The organism is Mycobacterium sp. NGS49 (assembly GCF_059812565.1).
Genome location: NZ_JCALCX010000002.1, coordinates 119508 through 137823 on the forward strand (window position 1 = coordinate 119508; position 18316 = coordinate 137823).

General features: G+C 66.7%; 14 protein-coding genes and 2 pseudogenes. 4 read left to right on the forward strand and 12 right to left on the reverse strand.

Going from position 1 to position 18316, the window contains the following annotated elements:
• Window positions 1–337: 337 nt before the first annotated feature.
• Complete coding sequence (locus AC5Y7D_RS02500) at window positions 338–1849, reverse strand: flavin-containing monooxygenase (protein ID WP_499921193.1); 1512 nt, start codon at window positions 1847–1849, stop codon at window positions 338–340.
• A 129-nt stretch (window positions 1850–1978) separates the two neighbouring features.
• Here AC5Y7D_RS02500 and AC5Y7D_RS02505 point away from each other — a divergent pair, with 129 nt between their 5' ends.
• Window positions 1979–3187: an Rv1453 family transcriptional regulator gene (locus AC5Y7D_RS02505; RefSeq protein WP_499921196.1), complete on the forward strand. Its 1209-nt coding sequence runs from the start codon at window positions 1979–1981 to the stop codon at window positions 3185–3187.
• Between the two features lie 208 nt (window positions 3188–3395).
• Window positions 3396–4598: a hypothetical protein gene (locus tag AC5Y7D_RS02510; RefSeq protein ID WP_499921198.1), complete on the forward strand. Its 1203-nt coding sequence runs from the start codon at window positions 3396–3398 to the stop codon at window positions 4596–4598.
• Here AC5Y7D_RS02510 and AC5Y7D_RS02515 read toward each other — a convergent pair.
• From AC5Y7D_RS02515 to AC5Y7D_RS02560, 10 genes and pseudogenes are all read right to left on the reverse strand, one after another.
• Window positions 4595–5227 (reverse strand): annotated as a pseudogene (locus tag AC5Y7D_RS02515) (adenylate/guanylate cyclase domain-containing protein); the annotation flags it as partial. The gene AC5Y7D_RS02510 and the pseudogene AC5Y7D_RS02515 overlap by 4 nt on opposite strands.
• Before the next feature lie 35 nt (window positions 5228–5262).
• Window positions 5263–5823: pseudogene (locus AC5Y7D_RS02520) on the reverse strand (PE family protein); the annotation flags it as partial.
• 84 nt (window positions 5824–5907) lie between these two features.
• Complete coding sequence (locus AC5Y7D_RS02525; protein ID WP_499921200.1) at window positions 5908–6735, reverse strand: HpcH/HpaI aldolase/citrate lyase family protein; 828 nt, start codon at window positions 6733–6735, stop codon at window positions 5908–5910.
• On the reverse strand, window positions 6732–7307 hold the full coding sequence (locus AC5Y7D_RS02530) for a MaoC family dehydratase (protein WP_499921202.1): 576 nt from the start codon (window positions 7305–7307) through the stop codon (window positions 6732–6734). The genes AC5Y7D_RS02525 and AC5Y7D_RS02530 overlap by 4 nt, the downstream gene beginning before the upstream one ends.
• Window positions 7304–8470, reverse strand: coding sequence for an acyl-CoA dehydrogenase family protein (locus AC5Y7D_RS02535; RefSeq protein ID WP_499921204.1), 1167 nt, complete (start codon window positions 8468–8470; stop codon window positions 7304–7306). Before AC5Y7D_RS02535 ends, AC5Y7D_RS02530 begins: the two co-directional genes overlap by 4 nt.
• A 6-nt stretch (window positions 8471–8476) precedes the next feature.
• Entirely contained in the window at window positions 8477–10474 is a 1998-nt protein-coding gene (locus AC5Y7D_RS02540) for an acetyl/propionyl/methylcrotonyl-CoA carboxylase subunit alpha (protein WP_499921206.1), read from the reverse strand.
• Between the two features lies 1 nt (window position 10475).
• Entirely contained in the window at window positions 10476–12053 is a 1578-nt protein-coding gene (locus AC5Y7D_RS02545) for a carboxyl transferase domain-containing protein (protein ID WP_499921208.1), read from the reverse strand.
• A complete protein-coding gene (locus AC5Y7D_RS02550; protein ID WP_499921210.1) occupies window positions 12050–12697 on the reverse strand; it encodes a CoA transferase subunit B in 648 nt (215 codons plus the stop codon). Before AC5Y7D_RS02550 ends, AC5Y7D_RS02545 begins: the two co-directional genes overlap by 4 nt.
• A 91-nt stretch (window positions 12698–12788) precedes the next feature.
• Entirely contained in the window at window positions 12789–13532 is a 744-nt protein-coding gene (locus tag AC5Y7D_RS02555; protein WP_499921212.1) for a CoA transferase subunit A, read from the reverse strand.
• A 93-nt stretch (window positions 13533–13625) separates the two neighbouring features.
• Window positions 13626–15266, reverse strand: coding sequence for an AMP-binding protein (locus AC5Y7D_RS02560; RefSeq protein ID WP_499921214.1), 1641 nt, complete (start codon window positions 15264–15266; stop codon window positions 13626–13628).
• Between the two features lie 66 nt (window positions 15267–15332).
• Between AC5Y7D_RS02560 and AC5Y7D_RS02565 the strand changes: the two genes are divergently transcribed.
• Entirely contained in the window at window positions 15333–15974 is a 642-nt protein-coding gene (locus AC5Y7D_RS02565; RefSeq protein ID WP_499921216.1) for an SACE_7040 family transcriptional regulator, read from the forward strand.
• A gap of 67 nt (window positions 15975–16041) precedes the next feature.
• Window positions 16042–16830 (forward strand): MmpS family transport accessory protein, encoded by a 789-nt coding sequence (locus AC5Y7D_RS02570; protein ID WP_499921218.1) that lies wholly within the window; start codon window positions 16042–16044, stop codon window positions 16828–16830.
• On the opposite strand, the gene AC5Y7D_RS02575 is transcribed toward AC5Y7D_RS02570, so the two are convergent.
• On the reverse strand, window positions 16827–18248 hold the full coding sequence (locus AC5Y7D_RS02575; protein ID WP_499921220.1) for an MFS transporter: 1422 nt from the start codon (window positions 18246–18248) through the stop codon (window positions 16827–16829). The two genes, AC5Y7D_RS02570 and AC5Y7D_RS02575, sit on opposite strands and share 4 nt — an antisense overlap.
• Between the last annotated feature and the right edge of the window lie 68 nt (window positions 18249–18316).

The window sequence follows — 18316 nt, forward strand, 5'->3', positions numbered from 1 at the left end:
TCAGCTGGTTTCGGAGCCTGGGCGGTGAAGACGAATCCAATTCTATTCTGGCGCGCCCACGTTCGCCCACTGATCGATTTTTTGAGTCGTTTATCGACACCAACATGTGAGTCTGCTTTGTCGCTCGAATGAATCGCGCCTAATAGCTACCGCAGACGGCGTGGATTTACCCGCGTAACACCCCAGTGCCGACGATCCTGCGCACGACGCTTATCGAACGGCCGTCTCGGCCGCGAAGTTGTGCGAACACCGTTTACTGCCGAAGTGGATATGTGGATATATGGGGATGCACAATGACAGCTTTGCTCCGGCCGGCGCTCGTCAAGATCCTCGCCGCTCAGGCCGGCACGGCCTCGCGGCTGCGCACGTCGGCGGAACGCGTCAGCTTCAAGGCCGGGTCAAGCACGTCGGCGTTGCGCAGCATTTTCACGTCGGTGTAGTAACTCATCGACGTCAGCCATGGCTGGCCGCTGCCCTGCCGCGGGAATTGATGCATGGCGCGCTGCACGTAGCCGGCGCCGAAGTCCAGCAACGGTCGGGTCTGCATCGCCGGTTCGTCCAGGACGGGCCGCGCGGTGTCGAAACCATTGGCGTCCATGTAGGTCAGCAGCCGGCACAGGTGTTCACACAGCAGGCCGACCTTGAGCGTCCACGAGGAGTTGGTGTATCCGATGGCATATGCAAAGTTCGGCACGTCGGACAACATCATGCCCTTGTAGGCCACGTGGTCGGGCAGATCGACCGGCTTCCCGTCAACGGTCAACGACATGCCGCCGAATGCCTGCAGATTCAAACCCGTTGCGGTGACGATGATGTCGGCCTCCAATTCGCGGCCGGACTCGAGCAGGATGCCGTTTTCGGTGAACGTCGCGATCCGGTCGGTCACCACCGAGGCGCTGCCGTTCTTGATCGCCTTGAACAGGTCGGAGTCGGGCACCGCGCACAACCGTTGATCCCACGGGTTGTAGCTGGGGCTGAAGTGCTCGTCGACCGGGTAACCCTCGGGCAGCTGCTTGGCGTTGAGATACCGGATGACCTTCTTGGCCAGCGCCGGGTACCTCTGGCAGAACTCGTACACGCCACGCTGCTGCAGGATGTTCTTGCGGCGAGCCAGGGCGTAACCGATCTTGCCGCCGAACAGCTTCTGTGCGGTGTTGGCGACGACGTCCTTCGACGGCACCGGCATGATGTAGGTCGGCGAACGCTGCAGCATCGTGACGTGCCCGGCCCGGCCGGCCATCGCCGGCAACAGGGTCACGGCGGTGGCGCCGCTGCCGATGATGACCACCTTCTTGCCGGTGTAATCCAAGCCCTCGGGCCACTGTTGCGGGTGCACGATCTGGCCGGTGAAGCGCTCGCGGCCCTCGAAGTGCGGCGTGTAGCCCTCGTCGTAGCGGTAGTAGCCACCGGCGCAGAACAGCCAGTTGGCGCTGATCTGTGTCCGCACGCCACTGTCCGTCCGCTCCACGTCGACCACCCAGCGGGCCTCAGCGCCCGACCAGGCTGCGCCGTGCACCTTGTGGTGGAACCGGATCTTGCGGTCGATGCCGTTCTCGGCAGCCGTCTCGCGCAGGTAGGCCAGGATTTTGTCGGCGGTGGCGATGGCATCCTCGTCGCGCCACGGCTTGAACTCGTATCCGAAGGTGTGCAGGTCGGAGTCCGAACGGATCCCCGGGTAGCGGAACAGGTCCCAGGTGCCGCCGGTGGCGGCGCGCGCCTCGAGGATCGCATAGCTGCGTCCCGGGTGCTCCCGCTGCAGGTAGTAGGCGGCGCCGATGCCGGAGATACCGGCTCCGACGATGAGGACGTCGACGTGCTCGACGGCGGTGTCTACGACTGTGTTGGACATGAGCTCTGCTCCTGACGCGGGTGAACTGATGCGTCAATCGTGGCGGTACGCGCTACCCGAACCAAGATGTGATCTGCCCAATTTGCCTAGTTTGTGGTGCAACTTGCACCAATAACTTACCGTAGCTAAATGTCTTGGAAACGTCCGTCGGAGCCGGTCAGCGAGCTGATTCGGCAGTGTGCCCAGATCACCGTCAACCCCCGTGCCGAATGGCTCGAAGAACTCGACGCCGAGGTGCTCGCCGCCAGCCCCGCCATCGCCGCCGACCCGGAACTGGCTGCCGCGGTAAGCCGAAGCAATCGGGCCAACATGTACTTCTGGGGGGCGGCCAACGTACGCGATCCCGGGGCCCCGGTGCCGCCCAACACCGGACCCGAGCCGATGAGCATCGCGCGCGAAGTGGCGCGGCGCGGCCTCACGGCGTTCACTCTGGACGCCTATCGAGTCGGTGAGGCAGTGGCGTGGCGGCGGTTGATGGAAATCGCCTTCGAGTTGACGTCCGACCCGGCCGAACTGCACGAACTCCTCGACGTCTGCTCACGCTCGATCAGCGCGTTCATCGACGGCACGCTGGCAGGCATCGCCGCCCAGATCGACCAGGAGCGCGACGACCTGACCCGCGGCACCCACGCCGAGCGCCGTGAAACCGTCGCACTGATCCTCGACGGAGCCCCGATCACCCGGAAGAGAGCGGAGGCTCGCCTGGGATATGCCTTGACCGGCCCGCACACCGCGGCGGTCATCTGGTGTGACGACCCGGCCGCCGACATGGCCCGGCTCGACGCGGCCGCCGAGGCCCTCGGTCAGGCCGCTGGAGTCCGGCCGCTGACCATCCTTGCCAGCACCGCAACGCGCTGGGTGTGGGTACCGGGCAAGGCGATCAACGCCGACGCACTGGGCAACTCGATTGCCGGCAGGTCCGATATCCACGTCGCGATCGGGCCGTGCGCCGAGGGTATCGACGGCTTCCGGCGCAGCCATTTCGACGCGATCACAACCCAGCAGATGATGGCGAGACTGCAGTCGCCTCAACGCGTGGCGCATTTCGCCGATGTCGAGCTGGTGGCGCTGATTACCGCCGACACCGACCGGGCCACCGAGTTCGTGCACCACACGCTGGGCGAACTTGAAACGGCGGGAAGCGAACTACAGGAGTATGTGCGCGTTTTCGTCGATGAGCAGTGCAACGCCTCCCGTGCGGCCGCGCGGCTCTACACGCATCGCAACACGCTGCTGCGCCGGCTGGCCCGCGCCGACGAGCTGCTGCCGCGGCCATTGTCCGAACGCAGCGTCAACGTGGCCGTCGCGTTGGACGCCCTGCGCTGGCGCGGCAGGTAGATGGTCTGCATGACCACGATTTTTGACCAATTCTGCGAATCCTCTGCGGCCGCAGCGGCCACCCGCTAGTGTTCATCTCAAGGTCGGGGGACCTAAACTTTGGGGTCGGGGGACCCTAAAATTTCAACACCATTCAGTGGTCAGTGCCGCATGGGCGACGGATCGCGTCCCATGCTCGAATTCGGCCGCGCAGTGGGATGATGGCGAAGTGGCTGGCGATTCATCCTCAGACGACTTCGGTGTGCGCGAACAACCCGCTCCTGCCGACGTACCGGTCGGCGCGCTCAACCCAGAAGGCGCGCAACTGCCGCCCACCGTTCCCGTCGTACCCGCACAGAGTCGGGGCAAGCCGGAAAAGGCAACGTGGAAGACCCTTTTCGCTGCTCTGCCGGGATATCTCGTCACTGCGCTGGCCCACCTGGGTAGCTGGCTGACCCAGTTCGGCAGCTGGCTGGCCGGTGTGGGCAGGCGCCTCGCCCGAATCGGTGAAATCAAGCCGACCCCGCTGCAAAAGCTCGCGCTGCTCAGCGGTCTCGCCGCCGCCGGCATCGTCGGAGCCCTCGCCTTTCCCGGCAATGCGGTCGGGCAAGCGTGCATCGTCGCATTCGTTCCGGGCCTGTGCATCGCGATCGGAATCCTCGGAACACGTTGGCACTCTGGGCAAGGACTCAACCAGCATCTGGTCAAGGCAACACACAACGCGGTGTCCGCGACCCTGCAACTGACGAAGTCGGTACGCTACGTCGACGACCGGTTGTCGGCAGCGCAGGCCCACCTCGAGAACGGCAGTGGCGAGGACGCGCTGCTCGAAGTGGTTCGGGCCAAGACCGCGACGGAGTTGACCCTGGGCGTCGTCGAACAAGCGCCACGCCAACGGGAGTCGGGGCCCGATGTCCACGCCCGCATCCGCGGCGATCAGCCACAGCCAGAGCTCATCGGCGGCAGCGTCGCTCGCGTGGAAGACGAATTCACCCTGATCATCAACCGCGGATCAGAGCACGGAATGCGGCCCGATATGGTCTTCGCGGTGCTGTCAGATGACGGCGACCCGATTCGTGACCCGGAAACGGGCGAGGTGATCGCAGAGTCGTCCGCCGAGAAGTTACGGGTCAAAGTGACTGAGGTACAACCGAAGTACTCGCGCGCCGTGACGTTCCGGACCATCGCACCTGCGATGGCGGAGTATCCGGCCTTAGCCGGCTTCGCCGAATTCTCCCGGACCGCCGCGACACCGGCCGACACCGGTGTCTTCGACTTCGTCGACGAGTCGATCAGCAGGATGATCGAACATGAGCTGGCGGCATCGAATCCGATGCGCGAGAAGATCTCCAACGCGAAGCCGGCCGTCAATGCGCCGACGCCACCAGGAGTCCGGATCGACGTCGGGGACCGGGTCCGTCAGCTTCGTTAGGCCGTGGCGACCGGGTAGACCTGATGACTGCCGCGGAAGCCCTTGAGGTCGACCTCCCGCGGTGCGCCGACCTCGATGTCGGTAACTCCCGAGATCGCCTCCCGAACCGCCTCGCTGACCAGGATTTCCCCACCGCCGGCCTGGCCCGCCACCCGCGCGGCCATCGCCACATTGCGGCCGAACAGGTCGTCCCCCCGCCGCACGGATTCGCCCACATGCAGCCCGATGCGCACGCGAATCTGGTCCCAGCGCTCCGGATCAGACTGCAGCGCGCGTTGCACGGCAATCCCACAGCGCACGGCTTCGACGGGATCGGGGAAGGCGATCATGAAGCCGTCGCCCTGAGTCTTGACCACGTGACCGCCATGGCCGGCGACGTGCTGGTAGATCAGTTTGTTGTGCCGCTCGAGCAGCTTCACCCAGCCCCGGTCGCCCAGTTCCTCGTTCAGCTCGGTGGAACCCTCGATGTCGGAGAACGCGATGACCACGTTGCCGTCGGCGGCCATCCTGGCGAGGTCCGGGCGCTCCACCCGGGCCCAGCCCGCGAGGTCCTCGACCGAGTTGCGCACGGTGGCGCCGATGCCCTTGTTGATCAGTGAATCCGTGGTGCGCCACACAGTCTTGATTGCAAGCGGGGCGACACCCGGTCGCCGTCGACGGCGTGGCCTGTGCTGTTGACCCCCCCGCAGGGCCGCCCGCGCACCGCTGAGCCGGCACCGCCGTTACCCAGCAGCCCTGCGGCGCCGCCGGCACCGCCAGGCTGGCCCGCGGCACCGGCCGCGCCATTACCGCCGTCACCGATCAACAGTCCACCGGCCCCGCCCGCTTGACCCGGCGCAGTCCCGTTGGCGCCGTTGCCGATTAGTGGACGTCCCAGCAGCAACTGAGTCGGCGCGTTCACCACGCCGAGCACACCCTGCTCCAACGCCTGCCGGGGTGACACGCTGGCGGCCTCCGCGGCCGCATACGAGCCGGCACTGGCAATCAGCACTTGCACGAATTGCTGGTGGAACGCCGCCACCTGCCTGCCCAGCACCTGGTATCCCTGCGCATGTGTGCTGAAAAGTGCCGCGATGGCCGCCGACACCTCGTCGGTGGCGGCGGACACCACTCCAGTGGTCGACAGCGCGGCCGCCGCATTGGCCGAACTGATCGTCGCACCGATACTCGAGAGCTCCATCGCGGCTACCGACACCGATTCCGGAATCGCGGTCACAAAGGACATGTCCCAGCTCCTCACCAAAGCAGGACACCCGGCAACCGCCGAGAACACAGGCTTCGTATGCCGAAGGGAGGGACATCACATGTGCTAGGCGCCGCCCGGCACTGACTCCCCTGCCCGGCGCAGCGTCGCCTCCGCATGTCGCAGGACTGGGGAGTCGACCATCTGCCCTTCGAACGCGAACACGCCGCGCTCGGTCTTGGCCGCCTGCAGCACCCGCCGCGCCCAGTCCAGCGTTTCGCCGCTGGGCCGATACGCCTTCCGCACCACGTCGACCTGGCTCGGGTGGATGCACACCGTCACATCGAAGCCGACAGTCACGGCATCAAGCGCCTCGACCTGCAAGCCCGCCACGTCGCGGATGTCCAGATGCACCGCATCGAGCGCGATCCGGTCAAAAGCACTGGCCGCCAACAGAATCGTCGAACGCACGTGGCGCGCCACATCGCGGTATCCGCCGTCGGCGCGCCGACTGGAGCTACCGCCCAACGTGGCAATCAGATCTTCGGCGCCCCACATCATGCCCACGGTGTGTTCGGCGGCGGCGATGTCGGCAGCGAACAATGCTCCGCGCGCCGTCTCAACCAAGGCGATGACGTCGCGCGGCGCGAGCGCGGCCACCTGGGCGGCTGACTCGGTCTTGGGCAGCATCACCGTCGTGTACTCGGTGTTGGCCAGCGCCTCGAGATCTCGGGCCTGATCGTCGGTCCCGGCCGCGTTGATCCGCACCACCGTGCGCGCCGGGTTCAGCGGCGTGTCCTGCAGCGCCTGGCGCGCGGCCGACTTCTCCGGCGCCGCGACGCCGTCTTCGAGATCCAGGATCACCACGTCGGCGGCGGCAGCGGCCTTGGCGAATCGCTCCGGCCGATCGGCCGGACAGAACAGCCAACCGGGACCCGCCTCGCGCAGACTCATGATGGCTGCTCGGCGGGGCGCTTCTGGACCAGCGTGGTGCGCACGGCCCGCGCGACGACGTCGCCGTGCTGATTGCGTCCGGTGTGCTCCAGCGTGACGATGCCTTCGCGGGGCCGGCTTTTCGATTCACGCTTGTCCGTGCACACGGTCTCGGCGTACAGGGTGTCGCCGTGGAAGACCGGCTTCGGAAAGGACACTTCGGAGAAGCCGAGGTTGGCGACGATGGTGCCCAGGGTCAGCTGTGCGACCGACAGTCCGACCAGCGTGGAAAGGGTGAACATCGAATTCACCAGGCGCTCACCGCGAAAGCCGGGTTGTTCGGCCGCCCACGCCGCGTCCAGGTGCAGAGACTGGGTGTTCATGGTGAGCGTGGTGAACAGCACGTTGTCGGCCTCGGTGACGGTGCGGCCGGGTCGGTGCAGGTAGGTGGTGCCGATCTCGAACTCCTCGAACCACAGGCCGCGCTGAACGACCCGCTTGTTCTCGCCGAGTGTGGATCCTGCGACGCGACCCGCCGAGGCGGCGTCGTCATTTTCACGCTCGGCCGGCGAGGTGCCCGATGCTGCGGTCACGACAGCCCCAGCGACCGGGCGATCAACATCAACTGCACCTCGGTGGTGCCCTCCCCGATCTCCAGAATCTTGCTGTCCCGGTAGTGACGGGCGACCGGGTACTCGTTCATGAATCCGTAGCCGCCGTGAATCTGGGTGGCGTCCCGGGCGTTGTCCATCGCCGCTTCCGAGGAGACCATCTTGGCGATCGCCGCCTCCTTCTTGAAAGGCTTGCCGGCCAACATCTTTGCCGCGGCGTCGTAATACGCGGTGCGGGCGACGTGGGCGCGGGCCTCCATGCGCGCGATCTTGAAACTGATGGCCTGATAAGAGCTGATCGGCTGGCCGAACGACTGCCGCTCGTTGGCGTACTTGACGCTTTCGTCGACGCAGCCCTGCGCCACCCCGGTCGCCAGAGCGGCGATCGCGATGCGGCCCTCGTCGAGGATCGAGAGGAAGTTGGCATAGCCCTTGCCGCGGGCGCCCAGCAGGTTCTCCTGCGGGACACGCGCGTCGTCGAAGGTCAGCGGATGGGTGTCCGATGCGTTCCAGCCGACCTTGTTGTAGGTCGGTTCCACGATGAATCCCGGCGTGCCGTTGGGCACGATGATAGTGGAGATCTCCTTCTTGCCGTCCGCGATGCTTCCGGTGACTGCGGTGACCGTCACCAGCGAGGTGATGTCGGTGCCGGAATTGGTGATGAATTGCTTGCTGCCGTTGATGATCCATTCGCCGCCCTCAAGGCGGGCCGTGGTACGGGTGCTGCCGGCGTCGGAGCCCGCTCCCGGTTCGGTGAGCCCGAATCCGGCCAGCGCCCGTCCGGCCAACAAGTCAGGCAGCCACTGCTGCTTCTGCTCCTCGGTTCCGAACCGGAAGATCGGCATGGCGCCAAGGCCCACACCGGCTTCCAGAGTGATGGCCACCGACTGGTCGACCTTGCCCAGTTCTTCGAGTGCCAACGACAGCGCGAAGTAGTCGCCGCCCATGCCGCCGTACTCTTCGGGGAAGGGCAGGCCGAACAGCCCCATCTCTCCCATTTTGGCGACGACCTCGTACGGGAAACTGTGCTCTTCATCGTGTTTGGCCGAGACCGGGGCCACCACGGTACGCGCGAAGTCGGCCACCGTATCGCGCAGATCCTCGTATTCCTTCGGAATTGTCCCGGCGGGAATCGTTGTCGTCATCAGTCGCTAATCCTTGCCTTCTGTTGTAGCTGCTTCGCCACCCGGGACCAGCCGGGCCAGCACCTGTTCGACTGCCACCTGGTCGCCTACGGACACCAACACCTCCACCTGGCCCGAGACCGGCGCGGTGAGCGAATGTTCCATCTTCATGGCTTCGACGACTACCACCACGTCGCCTTCGGAAACCTCGGTGCCCGATTCGACCTGTACGGCAATGACACTGCCGGGCATGGGGCTCACGACCTCAGCCGGGCGCTCCCCCGCCGCACGGTGAATCTTGTGCTCTTCGGCCTCGCGGATGTGCCAGGTTCCCCGTTCGTCAGCGATCCACAGGTGCCTGTCCGCCTCGGCCCACCGATAGTCGCGGCGCACGCCGTTCAGCGCGACGCTCAGCCGACCCGGCGCGATCTGTGCACTGGCGGTGAGGGTTTCACCGTCACCCACCTGAACCTCGGCATTATCCGGCAGGCCCCACACCGAGACGGTCTCGGTGCGCTGCGGAGTGCGCATCGCGGTGCGCACCGGTGCGGCGGTCGCTCCGATCCGCCATCCGCTCGGGGCGGCCCACAGGCTGCCGCGACTGCGCCGTTCCAGAGCCCACTGGACATACAGACCGCCCGCGGCGAACACATCGTCAGGTGCGGGCATCGGCTCGAAGTCCGCCAGGCGCTCGTCCAGCAGCGCGGTGTCGAGATCCCCGGCCCGCACCCGGTCGTCGGCCAGCAGAAAGCGGAGGAACTCGATGTTGGTCTGCACACCCAGGACCGCGGTCTGCGACAGGGCCCGATCCAGCCGCGCCAGCGCCTGCGCCCGGTCGGCGCCGTGCGCGATCACCTTGCTCAGCATCGGGTCGTAATCGCTGCCGACCGCCGTGCCGGCCAACAGCGACGAGTCCACCCGCACACCGGACCCGGCCGGCTCGACCACCTGCAGGACGCGACCGCCCGTCGGCAGAAATCCGCGTGCCGGATCTTCGGCGTACACGCGGGCTTCGATCGCGTGCCCACGCAGTTCGATGTCGTCCTGCGCGACGGCCAGCTTCTCTCCGGCGGCCACCCGTAGCTGCCACTCCACGAGGTCCAGACCGGTAACCGCCTCGGTGACGGGGTGTTCCACCTGTAGGCGGGTGTTCATCTCCATGAAGAAGAACTCGTCCGGGCGATCCGCGGAGACGATGAACTCCACCGTGCCGGCGCCGACGTAATCGACACTGCGGGCGGTGTCGCACGCGGCGGCGCCGATCCGGGCCCGGGTTGCGGCGTCCAGCAGCGGTGACGGCGCCTCCTCGATCACCTTCTGGTGACGTCGTTGCAGGCTGCACTCCCGTTCACCGAGATGCACGATGTTGCCATGCGTGTCGGCGAGCACCTGCACCTCGATATGCCTGGGCCGCAACACGAAACGTTCCAGGAACAGGGTGTCGTCGCCGAACGCCGATGCCGCCTCACGCCGCGCGCTCACCAAGGCTTCGGGTAACCGGGCGGGGTCCTCGACCATCCGCATGCCTTTGCCCCCACCGCCCGCGGACGGCTTGACCAGCACCGGATATCCCACGTCGTCGGCCGCGGCGACGAGTTCGTCGTCGGTCAGCCCGGGTCGGGCGATCCCCGGCACCACCGGCACATCGAACGCGGCGACGGCGTTCTTGGCGGCGATCTTGTCGCCCATCACCTCGATCGCATGGGCCGGCGGCCCCAGGAACACCACCCCGGCGCGGTCGCACGCCGCGGCGAATTCCGCGTTCTCCGAGAGAAATCCGTAACCGGGATGGACCGCCTGCGCTCCGGTGCACACCGCGGCGTCGATCACCTTGGCGATGTCGAGGTAACTTTCGCGGGCCGCCGCCGGTCCCAGCCGTACCGCGGTGTCGGCCTCGAGTACGTGCCGCGCATTCGCATCGGGGTCGCTGTAGACGGCGACCGAGCGGATACCCAGCCGGCCCAGCGTGCGGATCACCCGAACCGCGATCTCGCCGCGGTTGGCCACTAAGACAGTGTCAAACATGTCACATCCGGAAGACGCCGTAGGAGACCGATTCCAGCGGGGCGTGGGCGCACACCGAAAGTGCCAGCCCAACAACCGTTCTGGTATCGGCGGGGTCGATGATGCCGTCATCCCACAGACGCGCGGTCGAATAGTAGGGGTTGCCCTGATCCTCGTACTGCGCGCGGATGGGCGCCTTGAACGCCTCTTCCTCTTCGGGCGACCATGGCTTGCCGGAGCCCGAAAGCTGCTCACCGCGCACGGTGGCCAGCACCGAGGCGGCCTGTTCGCCACCCATCACCGAGATGCGCGCATTGGGCCACATCCACAGGAACCGGGGCGAATACGCCCGTCCACACATCGAGTAATTGCCTGCGCCATAGGATCCGCCGATCACCACGGTCAGCTTCGGGACCCGCGCGCAGGCCACCGCCGTGACCATCTTGGCACCGTGTTTGGCGATCCCGCCCGCCTCGTAGTCGCGACCGACCATGAACCCGGCGATGTTCTGCAGGAACAGCAGGGGGATGCGGCGCTTGTCGCACAGCTCGATGAAATGCGCTCCCTTGACCGCGGATTCGCTGAACAGGACGCCGTTGTTGGCGATGATGCCGACCGGGTGGCCGTGGATGTGCGCGAAGGCGGTCACCAACGTCTTGCCGTAATTGGCCTTGAACTCGCTGAACTCGCCGCCGTCGACCAGGCGGACGATCACTTCGTGAACGTCGTAGGGCACCCGCGGATCCGGGGGCACCACGTCGTAGAGCTCACTCTGAGCCGCCTTCGGCTCGGCCACCGCGGCGATATCCCATTGGGCGGGTTCGCGTGGTCCGAAGGTGGCCGCGATCGAGCGCACGATGCGCAGCGCGTCCTCGTCGTCCTCGGCCAGGTGGTCGGTGACACCGGACACCCGGGAGTGCAGATCCCCGCCGCCGAGTTCCTCGGCCGTGACGATCTCACCGGTGGCCGCCTTGACCAGCGGAGGACCGCCCAGGAAGATCGTGCCCTGCTCGCGCACGATGACGGCTTCGTCGCTCATCGCCGGCACGTACGCGCCGCCTGCCGTGCACGACCCGAGCACAGCCGCAACCTGGGGAATTCCCTTGGCGCTCATGGTCGCCTGGTTGTAGAAGATCCGGCCGAAGTGCTCGCGATCGGGGAACACCTCGTCCTGGCGGGGCAGGAAGGCGCCGCCGGAGTCGACGAGGTAGATGCAGGGCAGCAGGTTCTGCAGCGCGACTTCCTGCGCGCGCAGGTGCTTCTTGACCGTCATCGGATAGTAGGTGCCACCTTTGACGGTGGCGTCGTTGGCCACGATCACGCACTCGCGTCCTGAGACCCGTCCGATCCCGGTGATGATGCCGGCACCAGGGGATTCGTCGCCGTACATGCCATTGGCGGCCAGCGCGGACAACTCCAGGAAAGGGCTGCCCGGGTCGAGCAGCCGGTCCACCCGTTCCCGGGGCAGCAGTTTGCCGCGGCTGACGTGACGCTCGCGGGCGCGCTCGTTCCCGCCCAGGGCGGCGGCGGCCAGCTTCTCGTTGAGTTCGCCGACCAACCGCCGATGCTCGTCGGCGAACGACGGGGCGATCGTCGTCACCGCGCCACCAAATCCGAAAGGACAAGCGGCGGCTGCGTTTTGGCGACCACCTCGTCGACCGAGACGTCCGGGGCAGTCTCGATCAGATGCAGTCCGTCGTCGCGGACATCGATGACGGCGAGTTCGGTGACGATGCGGTTCACGCAGCCCACGCCGGTCAGCGGCAGGGTGCAGCGCTCGAGGATCTTGGGGCTGCCGTCCTTGGCGGCGTGCTCCATCATCACGATCACTTTGCGGGCGCCGTGCACCAGGTCCATCGCGCCACCCATGCCCTTGACCATCTTGCCGGGGATCATCCAGTTGGCGAGGTCGCCGGTGACCGAAACCTGCATGGCGCCAAGCACTGCCACGTCGAGGTGCCCGCCCCGGATGATCCCGAACGAGGTCGAGGAGCCGAAGAACGACGCCCCGGGTAGAACGGTCACCGTCTCCTTGCCGGCGTTGATCAGATCGGCGTCGACGTCCTGGCGAGTCGGGTAGGGCCCGACGCCCAGGATCCCGTTCTCCGAGTGCAGGACGACGTGCACACCGTCGGGAATGTGATTGGGGATCAGCGTGGGCATCCCGATGCCGAGGTTGACGTACTGGCCGTCGGTGAATTCGGCGGCGATACGGGCCGCCATCTCATCTCTGCTCCAGGTCATCCGGCACCCCCTTCCGCCGCGACCGTGAAGCTGGCTTCACATTCGCCGCCGAGCGTGAAGCCAGCTTCACGCTGGGCGCAACCGGGCACAATCACCGCACCGTCTCCTTCTCGATCCGCTTCTCCGGGTTGGGCACATGCACCACCCGCTGCACGAAGACACCGGGCGTATGCACCGTCGCCGGGTCGATCTCCCCGGGCTCGACGAGGTGCTCGACCTCGGCGATGGTGATCCGCCCGGCCGGTGCACATTCGGGGTTGAAGTTGCCGGCGGCGTAGCGGTACACCAGGTTGCCGTGCCGGTCGCCCTTCCAGGCGTGCACCAGGGCGAAGTCGGTGCGGATTCCCCGCTCGAGAACGTAGGTCACGCCATCGAACTCGCGGGTCTCCTTGGGCGGTGACACGATCGCCACCTCCCCCGAGGCGTCATAGCGCCACGGCAGTCCCCCGTCAGCGATCTGGGTGCCCACCCCGGCCGGTGTGTAGAAGCCCGGAATGCCCATCCCGCCGGCCCGCAGGCGCTCGGCCAGGGTGCCCTGTGGGGTCAGCTCCACTTCGAGTTCACCGGACAGGAACTGCCGCGCGAATTCCTTGTTCTCACCTACGTACGATGAAATAGTGCGGCGGATCCGCTTGTGCTGCAACAATACTCCGAGCCCGATGCCGTCGACACCGCAATTGTTGGACACCGTTTCGAGATCGGTGACGCCGAGGTCAGCCAGCGCCGATATCAGCGCCTCGGGGATGCCACACAGCCCGAATCCCCCGACGGCCAGCGACGACCCGTCGGTTATGTCCGCGACCGCCTCCGCAGCGGTCGCCACCACCTTTTCCATCTGCCGCAGAGCCTCCGATTTCAGTTAATACTCATTAACTGGATACGTACAATACCATTTCCGCGCCAGGTGCGTCCATGGTGGGCCGCTCAGTCATCGGTTGCCGGCCAGCCATTCGATCGCCGCCTGCCGCATCTCCACTTTGCGAACTTTGCCGGTCACCGTCATCGGGAACTCCTCCACGACCCGCAGATACCGCGGGATTTTGAACCGGGCGATGTTGCCGGCGCAGAACTCGCGCAACTGCTCCACGGTCAACGTGGCCCCCTCGCGCAGCTTGACCACGGCCATGATCTCCTCGCCGTAGCGTTCGTCCGGCACGCCGATAACGTGCGCGTCGACGATGTCGGGATGGGTGTAGAGGAATTCCTCGATCTCGCGCGGGGAGATGTTCTCGCCACCACGCATGACGATGTCCTTGATGCGCCCGGTGATTTGTACGTATCCGCAGGCGTCCAGCGTCGCCAGGTCCCCGCTGTGCATCCATCCTTCGGTGTCGATCACCTCCGCGGTCCGCTCCGCGTCATTCCAGTAACCCGACATCACCGAATAGCCCCGGGTACAGAACTCGCCGGGCACACCGCGCGGCACGGTGTGTCCGGAGCTCGGGTCCACCACCTTGATCTCCAGGTGCGGACCTACCCGCCCGACGGTGCTCACGCGCCGCTCCAGGGAATCGTCCGCGCGGGTCTGCGTCGACACGGGGGCCGTCTCCGTCATGCCATAACAGATGGAGACTCCGGGCATGTGCATCCGCTCGATCACCTGCCGCATCACCTCGACCGGGCATGGCGCGCCGGCCATGATCCCGGTGCGCAGACTGCCCAGTTCGTAGTCGGCGAATTCCGGCAGGCCGAGTTCGGCGATGAACATCGTCGGCACCCCGTACAGGCTGGTGCAGCGCTGCGACTGGACCGCCCGCAGGGTAGCGGCGGGATCGAAACCCGGTGCCGGGATCACCATGCAGGCACCGTGGCTGGTGGCAGCGAGGTTGCCCATCACCATGCCGAAGCAGTGGTAGAAGGGCACCGGGATGCAGATCCGGTCCTGTTCGGTGTACTCGAGCAGTTCACCCACCAGGTAGCCGTTGTTCAGGATGCTGCGATGGCTGAGCGTAACTCCCTTAGGGAAACCCGTTGTCCCCGAGGTGTATTGGATGTTGATCGGATCACCAGGTTGCAGCTTTGCCGCCGCCTGCGCCAGCGCGGTCGGGTGGGCGTCCGTGGCGGCCAACTCGTCCCAGCGATCGGTGCCCATGATCACCACATCACGCAGCCCGACGCAGTCGGACCGTACTTCGGACAGCATCGACGAGTAATCGGCGTCTTTGAAACCCGGGGCGGCGATAACCGTCGATATGCCGGATTGCTCTAGCGCGTAACGCAATTCGCGCACCCGGTAGGCGGGGTTGATGGTCACCAGAATCGCACCGATCTCGGCCGTGGCGTACTGGACGAGCACCCACTCCCATCGGTTGGGCGCCCAGACGCCCACTCGATCGCCCGCGCCGATGCCGGCCCGCAGCAGACCTGTGGCCAGCCGGCGGACGTCGGCCACGAAGGCGGCGTAGCTCCACCGCCGCCCCGCCGCGACATCGACGAGCGCGTCGCGCGATCCGAACGTCGAGGCGGTGCCGGCGAGATTGGCGCCGATGGTGGTCTCGAGCAACGCAGGTGCGCTCGGACCGCGTTCGTATGAAAGAGGTTTGCTGCCTGCGGCGTCGGTGGTTGCCACGGTTCCTCCGGCCGGTGATTGGGTGATACGTTAGTGACGATTAACCGACATGTCCAGGAGGCCGACATGCCAGCGTCCGCCCCGGACGACGAAACCGGACCGCCTGAGCCGTCAAATCGCCGCAGCCAGTTGAAGTCCGACCGGCGCCAACAGCTGTTGTCGGCCGCCGAGCGGCTGTTCGCCGAACGGGGATTCCTCGCGGTGCGGCTGGAGGATATCGGCGCCGCCGCCGGTGTCAGCGGCCCGGCGATTTACCGGCACTTCCCCAACAAGGAGTCGCTGTTGGTCGAGTTGCTGGTGGGAATCAGCGCCGGACTGCTCGCCGGCGCGCGCGCCGTGCAGGACCGCGGCGCCGACGCCGCCGCAACCCTGGACGGCCTGATCGATTTCCACCTCGACTTCGCGCTCGGCGAGCCCGATCTCATCCGCATCCAGGACCGCGACCTCGCGCACCTGCCCGCGCCCGCCGAACGTCAAGTGCGCAGAGCTCAGCGACAGTATGTGGAGATCTGGGTAGGCGTGCTTCGCCAACTCCACGCCGACCTGGCCGAAGCCGACGCCCGGTTGATGGCGCATGCCGCGTTCGGACTGCTGAACTCCACACCGCACAGCATGAAATCTGCCGACACCAAACCGGCGCGGGCGGTTCGGTCGCGCGCCGTCATGCGGGCGATGACCCTCGCGGCGCTCACCGCGGCGAACCAGTAGCCGTTCGGGCTGGTCGGCCGGTCGCGAAACGCGTCCGGCGCAATGCCCGGTACCCTTCGGAGTGGACATGAACGATCCACGCCGCAGCCAGCAATTCGGTCCCCCTCAACCGGGGTCTGGTTCGGCGTGGCCGCAAGACCGTGGGGACTCGGCCCCGGTCGATTACCCGGCTTACGCCGATGAGATGCCCTATGCCACCTACGGCGGCGGGAGTTCCCCCTGGCCACCGGGCGGCTATTCACCCAACGCCACCCAACAGTTGCCGCCGCAGTATTGGCAGCAGAACGTGCCACCCAAGGATGAACAACCGCCCGAGGGCCCGCCGCGTTCACCGCGGTGGTTGTGGTTTGTGGCCGGCGCCGCCGTGTTGCTCGTCATCGGGTTGGTGGTGGCGCTGGTGATTGCCAACGGGTCGCTCAAGCAGCAGACCGCCATCGAACCGCTGCCGCCGATGCCCAGCACAACCGTTGCACCTCCGACCACCCGGGTGCCGGCGCCGCCCTCGACCACCCGCAGGCCGCCGCGTACCACCACCACCGAGCCGCCGACAGGTACTACGACCCCTCCGGGTGTGCCCAACACCCCGGGAGCCATGCAGACCGTCGTCTACACGATCAACGGCGAGGGCCGGGCGATCAGCGTGATGTACATGGATGCCGGCGACATGATCCAAACCGAGTTCAATGTGGCCCTGCCCTGGACCAAGCAAGTCAGCCTGTCGACCTCGGCGCTTCATCCGGCGAGTGTCACCGTCGTCAACATCGGTCACCAGATCACCTGCTCGGTTTCGGTGGCCGGGGTTCAGGTGCGCCAGCGCACCGGGCAGGGTCTGACCATCTGCGACGCGCCCCGCTAATCAGGGTCGCTCGGCACGACGGGCGCATGCGGGGGAACCCGGACCGCCAGCATCGCCAGCAGTCCGACCACCAACACCAGGCAGATGCCACCCAGACCGGCCCTGGCGACGCCGAAGATGTCGACGAAGACGGAGAACAACCACGGGGCCAGGAAGGCCACCGCCCGGCCCGTCATCGTGTAGAGCCCGAAGGCCACACCCTCCTTGCCGTGCTGCGCCATGCGCAACAACAGCGCCCGCGCCGACGACTGGGACGGGCCGATGAACAGACACAACAACAACCCGCACACCCAGAAGGCCAGCGCCCCGGACAGCACCAGCAGGCTGAGTCCCGAGGCGAGGATCGCCGTCAGCGACACCACGATGACGGGCTTGGACCCCACCCGGTGGTCGATCAACCCGCCCAGCACCGCACCCACTGCGGCCACCACGCTTCCGGCGACACCGAAGATCAGCACGTCGGCCTTCGAGAGCGTGTACACGTTGACGCCCAGCACTGCGCCGAAGGCGAAGATCGCCGCCAGGGCGTCGCGAAAGATCGCGCTGGCCACCAGGAAGTAGACGAGATTTCGGTCGCGCCGCCACTCGGAGCTGATGTCGATCCAGAGCTTGCGGTAACTACCGAGCAGGCTGGTCTTCGGGCCGACCGCCGTTTCGCTGTGGGGAAGGCGGTGGGCGACCAACAGCAGCGGCAGTCCCAGTATCGCCAGCCATGCCGCCGCCAACAGCATCGCCGCCCGCACATTGACGCCGTCGTGGGTGGACAGGTGCAGCAGCCCACGCTCGTCGCCGTCGCCGCTCATGAAGCCCAGGTAGACCAGGATCAGCAGCAGCACACTCCCGATGTATCCCGCTGCCCAGCCGAAACCAGAAATACGGCCGGCGCTCGCCGGCGTGGAGAGTTCCCGCAGCATCGCGTTGTACGGAACACTGGCCAGGTCGCCGCACGCGGCGGTGGCGGCCAGCAGCGCCAGCCCGCCGAACAGGTAACGGGGATCGTCGTGAATCTGGGACATCCCGCACGTTGTCGCCACCGCAAGGCCGGTCAGCACGCCCAGCGCGACATGCCGTCGATGCGCGGACGCCACCCACACGCCGACGATGGGAGCCAGCAACGCGACGACGACCCCCGCCACCGCCGCGGTACGGCCCAACCAGCTCTCGGGGGTGGCGCCACCGGGGGTGCCCTCCCCCACGCTGCTGGTCAGGTAGACAGAGAACACGAAGGTCGCCGTGATCGCGTTCAGGCCGGTCGAGCCACAGTCCCACAGGGCCCAGGCCACGATCCCCGACCGCGGCGCAGCCCGCTGCTCACTGCGCCCAGCCTGAAGATTCGCCGCACCGCACTCGACTTTCTGCCGTGATGTTTCAGCCTCGGCGCGTGGGCGGTCCGTGGCGCCCGAATCCGGGTCACTCATGCCCGGGAGCCTACGTGGGGTCGCCGCCGCGACCCCGCTACGCCCGGCCGCCGCGGCACACTGTCTAC